The sequence below is a fragment of the Zarconia navalis LEGE 11467 genome (assembly GCF_015207075.1).
GTDB classification, from domain to species: Bacteria; Cyanobacteriota; Cyanobacteriia; order Cyanobacteriales; family Geitlerinemataceae; genus Zarconia; species Zarconia navalis.
Window position 1 is genome coordinate 1 of the sequence record NZ_JADEXN010000139.1, and the last position, 10,184, is coordinate 10,184.

Annotated in this window: 13 protein-coding genes; 11 read left to right on the forward strand and 2 right to left on the reverse strand. The window is 50.5% G+C overall.

Translation table 11 applies throughout. The features are described from left to right. Window positions 1-512 precede the first annotated feature (512 nt). Complete coding sequence (locus tag IQ235_RS09425) at window positions 513-830, reverse strand: hypothetical protein (RefSeq protein ID WP_264321221.1); 318 nt, start codon at window positions 828-830, stop codon at window positions 513-515. Window positions 831-1,021: 191 nt separating this feature from the next. On the opposite strand from IQ235_RS09425, the gene IQ235_RS09430 reads away from it, so the two are divergent. From IQ235_RS09430 to IQ235_RS09480, 11 genes are all read left to right on the forward strand, one after another. Continuing rightward, window positions 1,022-1,792: a hypothetical protein gene (locus tag IQ235_RS09430; protein WP_264321222.1), complete on the forward strand. Its 771-nt coding sequence runs from the start codon at window positions 1,022-1,024 to the stop codon at window positions 1,790-1,792. A gap of 39 nt (window positions 1,793-1,831) precedes the next feature. Continuing rightward, window positions 1,832-2,395, forward strand: a complete 564-nt coding sequence (locus tag IQ235_RS09435) for a hypothetical protein (protein ID WP_264321223.1) — start codon at window positions 1,832-1,834, stop codon at window positions 2,393-2,395. Next, window positions 2,388-2,567, forward strand: coding sequence for a hypothetical protein (locus IQ235_RS09440; protein WP_264321224.1), 180 nt, complete (start codon window positions 2,388-2,390; stop codon window positions 2,565-2,567). Before IQ235_RS09435 ends, IQ235_RS09440 begins: the two co-directional genes overlap by 8 nt. Further along, window positions 2,564-2,764, forward strand: a complete 201-nt coding sequence (locus tag IQ235_RS09445; protein WP_264321225.1) for a hypothetical protein — start codon at window positions 2,564-2,566, stop codon at window positions 2,762-2,764. Before IQ235_RS09440 ends, IQ235_RS09445 begins: the two co-directional genes overlap by 4 nt. Before the next feature lie 94 nt (window positions 2,765-2,858). Next, a complete protein-coding gene (locus IQ235_RS09450; protein ID WP_264321226.1) occupies window positions 2,859-3,119 on the forward strand; it encodes a hypothetical protein in 261 nt (86 codons plus the stop codon). Beyond that, on the forward strand, window positions 3,112-3,324 hold the full coding sequence (locus tag IQ235_RS09455; RefSeq protein WP_264321227.1) for a hypothetical protein: 213 nt from the start codon (window positions 3,112-3,114) through the stop codon (window positions 3,322-3,324). The genes IQ235_RS09450 and IQ235_RS09455 overlap by 8 nt, the downstream gene beginning before the upstream one ends. Beyond that, entirely contained in the window at window positions 3,314-3,991 is a 678-nt protein-coding gene (locus IQ235_RS09460) for a hypothetical protein (protein WP_264321228.1), read from the forward strand. The genes IQ235_RS09455 and IQ235_RS09460 overlap by 11 nt, the downstream gene beginning before the upstream one ends. Before the next feature lie 65 nt (window positions 3,992-4,056). After that, on the forward strand, window positions 4,057-6,234 hold the full coding sequence (locus IQ235_RS09465; protein WP_264321229.1) for a coiled-coil domain-containing protein: 2,178 nt from the start codon (window positions 4,057-4,059) through the stop codon (window positions 6,232-6,234). A 105-nt stretch (window positions 6,235-6,339) separates the two neighbouring features. Further along, a complete protein-coding gene (locus IQ235_RS09470) occupies window positions 6,340-6,579 on the forward strand; it encodes a hypothetical protein (RefSeq protein WP_264321230.1) in 240 nt (79 codons plus the stop codon). Between the two features lie 74 nt (window positions 6,580-6,653). Then, window positions 6,654-7,118, forward strand: coding sequence for a GIY-YIG nuclease family protein (locus tag IQ235_RS09475; RefSeq protein WP_264321231.1), 465 nt, complete (start codon window positions 6,654-6,656; stop codon window positions 7,116-7,118). Between the two features lie 164 nt (window positions 7,119-7,282). Beyond that, window positions 7,283-9,121: a protelomerase family protein gene (locus IQ235_RS09480; RefSeq protein WP_264321232.1), complete on the forward strand. Its 1,839-nt coding sequence runs from the start codon at window positions 7,283-7,285 to the stop codon at window positions 9,119-9,121. A gap of 273 nt (window positions 9,122-9,394) precedes the next feature. Here IQ235_RS09480 and IQ235_RS09485 read toward each other — a convergent pair whose 3' ends face one another. Continuing rightward, window positions 9,395-9,646 carry a hypothetical protein gene (locus IQ235_RS09485; protein WP_264321233.1) on the reverse strand — a complete coding sequence of 84 codons (252 nt, stop codon included), beginning with the start codon at window positions 9,644-9,646 and terminating at the stop codon, window positions 9,395-9,397. Window positions 9,647-10,184: the final 538 nt, after the last annotated feature.

A 10,184-nucleotide genomic window follows, 5' to 3' on the forward strand; every position in this document is an offset into this window, starting at 1 on the left:
TGGTGGTGGTGGTGGTGGTGGTAGGTGGTCACAAGCGAATTAAGGTTATTTAAGTACCCAAGCTTGATCGACTCATTCAATAAGGGTACGAACCTTTTTATTAGATACTCTTCAAACTCGTCCAACAGTCCGACGGGCGCTAGGAAGAAACGTATGGCAACCCTTGGGTATTTTGTCAATTCATCGTATTTATGATGGGATTTCCATCGTTGCTTAATGTCAACTGATTGTCCAACGTATACTATCGATCCTCCTGCGAAAACTATATAAATTCCCGAGCTACTAGGCAACGAGTCTCTCCCTTGCAAGGTTCGGTGAGGAAGTCTCTTGAAAGATGTTAATCCTAACTCTCCTAGATTATTTACTATCATTTATTTCTCGTGCCGTCAGTAACATTTCGGGAAGGGGTTTCACTCCGGACAAATCCAACTTGGAAAAGTTAGAGAACGAAGACTAAAAGTGCTTGGAAGTCTTCACCAGCATCGAGCTTTTCAGGTAGTGAAGCTGAATCGCTATTCTTGCGCGTACACTGATGATTGCTCCGATTCTTCTGGGTGGATTTTTTCAGCATCACCTCGAAGTATTTGTACCCACATCTCATCAGCGCTAATTCCTCTTTTTCCTGCAAGGTATGCAACGCGCTCTTTGATCCGACCTTCCCTCTCCATCAGCTTGGCGCATAATAACGAGTTGGCTTGCTGTGGCTTGCTGCGTCCATTTACCCAAGCGTCTAGGGTAAGTAGATCGTCGTAGTACTCTCCAAGTCCCGATACAAGTATTCGATCGTCTTTTTTTCCGGTAGCTCTGGGTGGCTTAGGCATTGTGTTCATTTATGACCTTCCCGTAGATTGTCTCAAATTTGCAGAAATTTCGTGTTTTGAAAGCACGGGACTGCAAGGGTTTTTGTTTACCTAGTCTCAATTATAGCGCTGTTATTCACAAAATTGTGTTGACAGCGTGAATAAAAGTGTTTATATTGAGATTATTAACAGCTAAACACTTCACCTACAGACGTAAACAAATGACCCAAAGCACTGTAACCCAAGACTTAGAGCCAATTGAGGTAGAAGTCCTAAACAATTCACCCAACAGTTTAGTAAACACTTCAGATAGTTTAGTAAACCGTTTAGTTGAGAAGGGTAAACAGTTTACCCCTCTCACTCGTCGCGAGTTTGCCACCGCCAACAACATCACTCCTGCCTACGTCGGTCAGCTCGTAAAACGCTTGGCGAAAGTCTGGCAACCGATCGCCCCCGATTTCACTGTTCTAACTACAGGTGACAAAATCACGAGCGAAGCACAGAGCGAATTGCTTGTGATGATTTCCGAGAAGCCCGCCAAATATCAGAAGCGAGTTTGGGCAGAGTACGGTTATGACCCCAAAGCTAAGCCCCAAGTCCAGCCACAGCAGACCGTTTCCGAATCATCAGCCCTTGCCGTCGCTCCATCTGCCCTGTCTCAATTCAGCCGATGGGAACAAGCGATCGAAACATCCCAGAACCAAGTAGAGGCGGTTGATGTGGAGTTCGTCGATTCCCAAGCCTCCCAAAGTTCTGCACTCGACACTTATTCCCAAGGGCAGGAGCGAGTCGAACAACTTCAAGCGGCTGCTACCCGCAATCGGGAAACGACAAACGCGACATTTCTAAACCAAGTGGCAGCGGATGCGCTCCGACTGAAAAGCCAAGGCGACCAATTGCGGGAACTGATTCTCAGCGGTCAACTCGACGCTTCCACATTGGCAGCAATGGGATTGGCTGATGGGAGCGATGCGACCAAAACCCAGGACTGAACGCCCAATTCACTCAACGTAAACCTCACGAGACACGACATGAAACTCATCGAAATCAAAGCCGAAGTCTACGAAGCCCTGGGAGTCACCACTACCAAAGAAGTCAAAGAGATTTATCCGAACCACAACCTGAGCCTGAAGAGTGAATGGCAAGCGATTCTCAACGAACTGACCTCCACCGAAGATGACGACCTCGAACCCGACCTGACCGCCTCCGCTCCCACCGATTGGGCTGCGATGGCTCGAACGATTCAGGAATACGATCGCGCCCAAGTCAACGACGAACCGACGACCGGAGTTGAGTTTGAGGACGAGGACGACCCCCATGCAGATTCCTTATATGGGAATGGAGAATTTGATGACGAGGACGAGACATCCGAGGGTTTTCCTATCTCCAACGGCGAATCGACTGGCGAGAACTCAGACCGTGCAAATGCGGATGTCAAGTCAAAAAATGATAACGACTATGCAATCTTCATGCCCGGACACAACCTAATGGCTCCGCTGAGTCCCTGGGCGCATTATCTCCAATGGCTAAACCGCCTGTACTTCAGCGTCTTATCCGTCCCCACTTCCCTCATCTGGGGTCATCAAAATGCCTGATATCACCATCAGCTTGGACGAGTCTCAATACAACTGGCTACTTGAGACTGTCGAGTACGAGGTCGATTACTTCGAGACGCTCGGAGGCGATCGAACTGAGGAAGAAAATCAAGAGCTGCAAAGGTTTCGAGACCTGAAAGACCGACTAGAAAAGGACTCCATCGAATCATGACGACCTTAAGACACACCGACATCGCAACTGCTATCTCAGCATTGGATATCGCGATCGGGATTTGCAAAGACTATCCATCTAGCTCGGTCATCGACGCTCGGATCGCTCGGTATTCAAGGCTCAGAGACCTATTGAAGGGAGCGCAGCAAGGTCGCAAACGTCGCCTATCGGAGGCTGAAAAATACCGCCAAATTTAAGAGAGGGACGATGTGACACGAATCACACCATCCCTCAAGCGTCCGCCCGAACGCATAGCAAATCGGGCATTAACACCAATAAATCAATAATGACATGACTGCTGAGAATAAACCGCCGCTCATCGCTCGCATTGTTACTTCTAAATGGGTCACGTTCTCCCTGTACCTTGCAACGGTGGGAGCGTCGATATACACCGGATACGAACTCGGACTCAAAGACAGTCAGCGAGTGCGCTTCGATTGTCGGGTAGCTGAGGAAGGTGTTGTGTGTGAACTCCCAACCGCCTCAGTTCCTCACGAGTTGACCTTCGATCGAATCCCCCTCAAGACCATCGGAGGTTCGAGCGATGAATGAAGATCGAAGTCCCGAAGCCCTCAGAGAGTCCCTCGAAACCCAATACGAGGACTTGCAGGAAGCTCTACCTCTTTTAGACCTCAAAGAATCCCTCTCTGAGAATCACCGAGAAATCTGCGAAGAACTCTCCGAAATCCAGATCGAGTTCGCCGCAATGCGCCAAATCATCAACCACAAGTTAGGAATTTCCAACCATGCCAGCTAAAAAATCTGTTAGTAAGACCGCAGCCGAACGCGCCAAGAAAGCCGTAGACAAGGTAAATTCCGGTCGCAAATCCAAATCCAAATCCACCAAGTCCAAATCGAGTGCGATCGCCAACACCCCCCAAGGGCGGGAGCTTACAGTAAACGGCTTATCCGACTTAACCCCGGACAACGTGAGTGAGTCAGTGCCTGCTTTCGAGCCGACCAACTACAACATTTCTGACCCCCTGGCTCCTTCAGAGTCCATGCCACGGGTCACGGATGAGCAGCACGATCGAAACCGACTCATCTACAAAGAGACCCAGAACGCTCTCGATTCTGTCGGTCTGGCGATGGATACCAGCAAGAAACGATTCGAGACCATCGGCAAACAAGCCAAAGCCATCGGCGCGGGAATCGACGCGGCGACCACCATCAACGAAACCAAAGGCAAGGCGGTCAAGTATCGGACTTCCGAGGAATTGTTAGAGCAAGAGTTCCTCAAGCTCGATATCGCCGGTCGCCAAACCACCACGGCGACTCAAGTACGGGACTACGCTTATACCTCACTTGACGAGGACATCGAACAAGCGCGAATCAGATCTGAAATTGCGGCCGCCAAAAGTAACAAACTCGAATCCGACCTCAAAGCATTGACCTCTGGTTTATCGCTTCCACCCGCTCAGTAACACTATCGGGGCGGGTCATCTCGTCCCGACTCATCAACTCAGTCACATAACCATCACATAAGACTATGAATCCTCTCCATATTCTCCCCACCCTTTCAGCCGCCGCCATCGCCGGAATCATCGGCGGTCTAGCCACTCAGAATCCCGTCGCTGGAGCGATGACCGCTGTCCCATCCGCCATCGTCGCCACTCAGGTCGCCGAACGCAAAAACGATAAGATCGAACGAGAAATCGCTCAAATCCGCTCCGAACGGGACAAAGCCACCCACAAAGTTGAGAAATTGGAGCGCGTCGAGTCAGACCTTCAATCCTCCATTACCAACATCCAAAAGCAGCTCAAAATCGCCCTGGAAACGGCTCGAAAAGCTCAAGAGGCGACCGTAGCCCTGCATGACCTCAATAGCGATTTAGAGTGCGGTTTAGCAGCGGAAAAGGTGGGACTAGAGGAAGCTATCGCGGAACGGGATGAGGCGTTGGCTCAACTCAACGATTACCGAGACAGTTCCCAGTCCGAACTCGAAGTGGCGATCGCCGATGGACTCGACGCAGAATATAAGCGCCAACTAGCCGACATCTGGAACCAGAGCGAGGTTCTCATCCAGCGGGCGATCGATAACGCCGTCAGGTTTAAGGAGTGGGGTACTGGAGCCGAACAACTGAACGGTTACTTGTATCAAACTGCCGACAACCTCGAAACCAACACCGAACGGGCACTCGACCGAATCTACGAAACTCTGACCAACGAAAAACGCTGCCAGTCCAATCAAATCACTTTACTGAATGCCAAGCTTGCCAAGCTCCAGCAAGAGAAACGGGGGGAGCTGACCGAACCGATTTATCTCCCTCGCTCCTACGAATTGGCTTCACGGGTCGCCAACGACATTGCCAAGGAATTATGGGCGGTCGCAGAAATGCCCCTCGAAGTCCAGGGAGTCAAGACGACCAACGGCGATATCAAGATTGGGTTCGGATTTTCCAAGTCCATCGATCCGAGCGCATTGGTTCGCAATCTCAACGCCCACGCCCCCAAAATCCAGACCAGCCTTCGACTTTCCGAGTTAGGTAAATTCGCCAAACTCGACTATGCCAACGTCATTACCGTGACAGCTCGCACCGAACCTCGAATCAAGGATTCGGATATCTCCCATTTGGTTGGCTCCTCTGACGAGTTTATTCGGTACGTGACCTCGAATCCCTGGCGTTACCGACTGATTGCCGACCCCGGCGCTGGTAAGACCCCTACGACGGCGGTGATGGTCTCCAAGATGCTTGCAGCCGGGGCGCGAATGGCGAACGTTCCCAAGGGTAAAAAAGTCCCACATACCTTGGTTTCGGTCAGCTATCCAAGCGCTAACTCGTCTCTCAAAGATGGCGACACTTATCCGCTGGCTGCTTTCCTCAAGTATGGAGACCAAACCCAGGCGGTGAAGTCGTTTGGGGATGCAATCGACGATTACGAGTTCCGAGTCCAGAACCCCCGGTACGCTTCCGAGTTCTTCCACCTGTACGTCTGGGATGAGTTCGACAACACCCTTAGCGACGCGAGCGACCCCAAGAAACACGCCACCGAGATGAAAAAACTACTCAAGCAGGGGGGACATAACAACATCGGCTACATCGTTTCAGGTCAATCGGTAATGACCAAAACTATCCCCGGATTCATGACCGACGACCGATCGCTCTTCACTGAAATTGTTATTGGGGTCAACAAGATTCGCATCTATCTCAACGCCTACGGAAAGGGCAAAGGAAGCGATGCAACCCTGGGTAAACTTTCGGAAAATATGGACGCAATCGAGCAGTATATGGAGTCTAAGAATCGCCTGGTTACTGATAGCGCTCGCGAATTGCGGCTTGCTCTTGTAGTCGCTGGTCAGTCTCCCAAGCTCTTCTTTTTACCTAACTTTGATGACGCTGTTTTTGATGTCGATACTGTTAGTAACTCGGAGGCGCTGGCAGAGGAAATCAAGGGTCAGATCGCGTCCAAATCGGAGAGTCAGGGGGGTGACGCAAAAGTGACGGAGAATGACGCGCGTCAGGCTGAAACTATTACACCGCAAGGAAATGACCCAGCGTCAAAAGCCAGCGTCTTTTCTCGCAATGGGGGGTGCGCGTCACTGTCCGACGCTCTCCCTCACTGCCCAACGTGCGATGTGATCTTGAAGACCGATCGGAAGGATGGACGAGGGTACTGTTCGTCCTGCAAAAAGACAAAAGCTCAGTCCAAGTTTATCTATAAGTAACTATTAGTTACTAGCGCGAACTGGTCTCGGGTGGGTTCGATTCCTACCCGCGCTTTTGGGAGTAATCCCAAATCCTGAAAACCATTAACCGAGAGGTTTAATAATATGACCAACAACCCCAGAACGATTTTTGCAATTTCTAACTACCGGGTGTATGAAGATTTTACGGGGATACACTTCTACGAAAAAGAGGAGGAATATCATGATTTCGCTTCAACGTTTTATGAAGTACAAGTAGAGTTACCCATCGATAAAATCGTAGAGTTTATCGATGAAAACAACTTATTCGATAAGTTGTCAGATGTAGGTAAATCTAAATACTTGCAACACAAGAATGGGCAGTAACTAATCGGCGCGAATAGGTTCTCGATCGGGTTCGATTCCCGATCGCGCTTTTCCAAATTCACGAGGAAAATCTAATGCTTGATTTGTTGAGGGTTCTAACCTACCCCAGCGTCGATTTAACGCGCGTCAACGACCTTCCAAAGCAACCGGGAATTTACTATGCCAGGAAGGGTTTAGAAGTCCAATACGTGGGGTTATCGCGCTCCGTTCATCGTCGCTGGAATGCCACCGGGTCGAAAGTCCATCATCGGAAGCTCGCGTTGCAGCAGATGGGTGGAATCAGACTCCACTACCGACTATGCCAAGCCCATGAATTGGACTGGATTGAAGCCTTAGAGATTCGTCGATTCGACCCGCCGCTCAATGTAATGAAGCCTATTCCAGAGAGGCATCTCACCTGGCGCATCCGCATCCAATCCCTCCCGGTGGTCATCGGGGCGCTGGCGATCGCGATTGTGGGGTTGGGAATTGTTGAGGCGATCGATAACGGGCGATTTGCTTTGAAGCAACCAAACAACCATCAACCGGGCGATCGATAGAAATATCGACGGCGATCGGGATTAGCAATTAACCAAAATAAACTCACCAACCCAATCGCCATATTTCACCAATCGCCCGATCGACAAAACAAGAACACGTTACAAGGTACTTGCATTCTTGTAACGTGTTCTGTTATAATGTAACAAGTTACGAGATTAAATCAATGACCACTACCATTCCAGAACACACAGCAGACCAGCGAGAAGCCCTGGCACTTTACGAGTCTCTCGAAGGGGTACGGAATCTCGATCGCCGTGCCGAAACTTGTTACGAAGCTTGCGGCAATCTCTACGACGAACCCACTATTGCCAAGATTGCCAGCGCTGAAAATCAATATCTCAGAAGTCGGTTTAAGGTCAGCACTCTGGGGACGAAACTCAGCAAACACGGATATTACAAGCTATTTCGTCCGATCCTTCTCAAAGACGGGCTAAACGCCTATCAGGAAGAGAAACGCGACGGCTCCAAGACCCTGAGACATCTATTCTTCAAGTATTGCGGGCTGAATGCTTCCGAGTGGGTCGAGCGCAACGACACTGACCGGGTGATATCTCGATTGGGGAACGCCCAAACCCTTAATCCCGGTGAGGTCATCGACAAAGCGATCGCTCTGGTTCAGTCCGATGACCATTGGGAGATTGTCGCTGGATTGGTTGCTCTGACCGGACGACGACCCCATGAGATTGTTGCCCGAGCCAAATTTGGCGTTGACGGCGATTACCAAGTCATATTCGAGGGACAAGGAAAAAAGCGAGATGAGAAGCCCATATTTTCCATCGCTACTCTTGCTCCTGCTGAGTTGGTCGTTTCGACCCTGGGACATCTGAGAAAGCGAACGGAACTCAAAAGCCTTCTCAAAGAAGTCAGAGCCAACAATCCCCGCGACCTGGTACGGCAGAACGACGAAATCGACCGCCGTACGAATAAATCAATCAACCGGGCGGTCAAGCGTGAATTCGCCTCGGTATTGCCCACGCGAGAAGGAGAGACGGAGGGAAATTGCAAAGCCCTCAGAGCTGCCTACAGTGCGATTGCCACCAAGCGAGATATCGGTGACGGATCGATCGGAGAACAGATGTTATATGCGGCCCGATTGCTCGGTCACTTCGTTGGAGAATCTCCGACCGATAACGATCTTAAGCACATCACCACCACCATCGGCTACAGCGATTATCGAGTCAACGGAGAAGTCCCACACCCCACCATGCCTGAATCAATCCCCTACAAAAAATTCCCTAGCATTCGGGTGATGCCCGAAACCAAAGAACAGATCGCCCGATGGTCTGAATTGTGGGATTGCAGCTATCACGAGGTCATCGATCGGCTCGTGGTCACGATGATTGAAAAGTTAGTAGTCCCGATCGAACCCGAAGTCCAATCCGAACCCACCACTTCAGAGGATGAAGAAATGACCTCATCTCAAACCGATTCCCGACTCGATGCCCTTGAAGCCAAATTCGACACGCTGACCCAGATGATGGAGCGATTGGTAGAAGGTCAGACCGCACAGCCCCAACCCGCTCCAACTCCAACTCCAAAGCCACAACCAACCAAGCGTAAAGTCGCCCGCGATTGGTCGCAGGTGAGCAACGATGAGCTGTTCGGCTTGGGTGAGTACGACAGACCGGCGCGGGGGACGGGAGCCAGTGACGAACGGATTGCGCGCGCGGTACAAGCCATCATCGACCATAACGACCGGTTTCCCGCTGGCGACATGACCGATAAGAAATGGTCGCTCGATAAATATGCCGTCCGTCAGTTGTCCGGCTGCAACGGTCAGGTAGTAGCGCGCTGGTTTGATGAGCATCATGGGCTGGTGAGCGACCACAACCACAAGCACGGGCTAACCGACCTCTTCCACAATCGGGATAGTCATCAAGGGAAAGACATCTCGACCGAGATTCAGGATCTGATCGAGTCAAAGAAATCTGTCGAGATACTCGATCGCCTCTGGGGAAATCTGGGGGCGATTTTCGGTGTTAATGAGAATGACGAGGGGTGAAATAGGCGATTTTTGTCAACGAGAGAATGGGGGTTTGAGTGCGCGCCAAAAACGGGCACTTTCTGAAAAACACCCGTTTTTGGCGCAAGGTCTAACGCTTACTGGGAGGGCGTTTCAGCGATTTGCGAAAAAAACGACCGGCACTATAGGGGGTTAGTGGGATTTTCCGGCGATTTGGGTAGGCAGAATCGGTGACTATTGCGAACAACAGCCCTCGGGTCAGAAGGGCGCAGCCCGTGAGGGGTCTTAGAGGCGAGACAGTGGGAGAAATGATTAATCCCAAAGGTAGGGAGGTGAGATGGTCTTCCTGGGACAGCCAGCGGGCGCTATGGCGATGTATGCCCCGGATATGAAATTGCAGGTCGCGAGAATGACGGGTGAGGGACGCACCCGATCGCCACCGATGAGGGACATCCGATCGTCATCGATGAGGGACATATCGATCGTCATCGATGAGGGACATATCGACGATGGTCGATGGAGGGACATCCGATCGTCATCGATGAGGGACATATCGATCGTCATCGATGAGGGACATCCGATCGTCATCGATGAGGGACATATCGACGATGGTCGATGGAGGGACGCGCGTCGGTGGAGGCGTGTATCGATGGTGGTCGATGGAGGGACATATCGAGCGTCATCGATGGAGGGACATATCGAGCGTCATCGATGGAGGGACACATCGACTAACACGTTACGAAAATTCAGAACACGTTATAAGAAATTTAAAAGTCGAGCAACGTGTTACGAGTCGATTGATAGAAATATCGTAACGTGTTCTGTAAAGGAGATAAGATATTCGTATCACGTTTTGATAAGGTGGTAACACGTTAAAAACTACAATCCTACAACCCCCACCCCGTATGGGTTTCAGCCACCACCAACACGTAACGAGAACTCAATTTGTTGTAACGCGGTACGAGAAGCGTGTAACGAGAGATAAGACATCCTGATAACACGCTCTATGCAACACGTAACACACTTGGTCTGGTAATCATGATTACCAGACCAAGTGTGTTACGTGTTGCATAGAGCGTGTTATCAGGATGTCTTATCTCTC

Excerpts from the sequence above, each read along its gene's own strand:
- IQ235_RS09425 (WP_264321221.1), bottom strand. The coding sequence starts at position 830 with ATGAACACAATGCCTAAGCCACCCAGAGCTACCGGAAAAAAAGACGAT.
- IQ235_RS09430 (WP_264321222.1), top strand. The coding sequence starts at position 1,022 with ATGACCCAAAGCACTGTAACCCAAGACTTAGAGCCAATTGAGGTAGAA.
- IQ235_RS09435 (WP_264321223.1), top strand. The coding sequence starts at position 1,832 with ATGAAACTCATCGAAATCAAAGCCGAAGTCTACGAAGCCCTGGGAGTC.
- IQ235_RS09440 (WP_264321224.1), top strand. The coding sequence starts at position 2,388 with ATGCCTGATATCACCATCAGCTTGGACGAGTCTCAATACAACTGGCTA.
- IQ235_RS09445 (WP_264321225.1), top strand. The coding sequence starts at position 2,564 with ATGACGACCTTAAGACACACCGACATCGCAACTGCTATCTCAGCATTG.
- IQ235_RS09450 (WP_264321226.1), top strand. The coding sequence starts at position 2,859 with ATGACTGCTGAGAATAAACCGCCGCTCATCGCTCGCATTGTTACTTCT.
- IQ235_RS09455 (WP_264321227.1), top strand. The coding sequence starts at position 3,112 with ATGAATGAAGATCGAAGTCCCGAAGCCCTCAGAGAGTCCCTCGAAACC.
- IQ235_RS09460 (WP_264321228.1), top strand. The coding sequence starts at position 3,314 with ATGCCAGCTAAAAAATCTGTTAGTAAGACCGCAGCCGAACGCGCCAAG.
- IQ235_RS09465 (WP_264321229.1), top strand. The coding sequence starts at position 4,057 with ATGAATCCTCTCCATATTCTCCCCACCCTTTCAGCCGCCGCCATCGCC.
- IQ235_RS09470 (WP_264321230.1), top strand. The coding sequence starts at position 6,340 with ATGACCAACAACCCCAGAACGATTTTTGCAATTTCTAACTACCGGGTG.
- IQ235_RS09475 (WP_264321231.1), top strand. The coding sequence starts at position 6,654 with ATGCTTGATTTGTTGAGGGTTCTAACCTACCCCAGCGTCGATTTAACG.
- IQ235_RS09480 (WP_264321232.1), top strand. The coding sequence starts at position 7,283 with ATGACCACTACCATTCCAGAACACACAGCAGACCAGCGAGAAGCCCTG.
- IQ235_RS09485 (WP_264321233.1), bottom strand. The coding sequence starts at position 9,646 with ATGACGATCGATATGTCCCTCATCGATGACGATCGGATGTCCCTCCAT.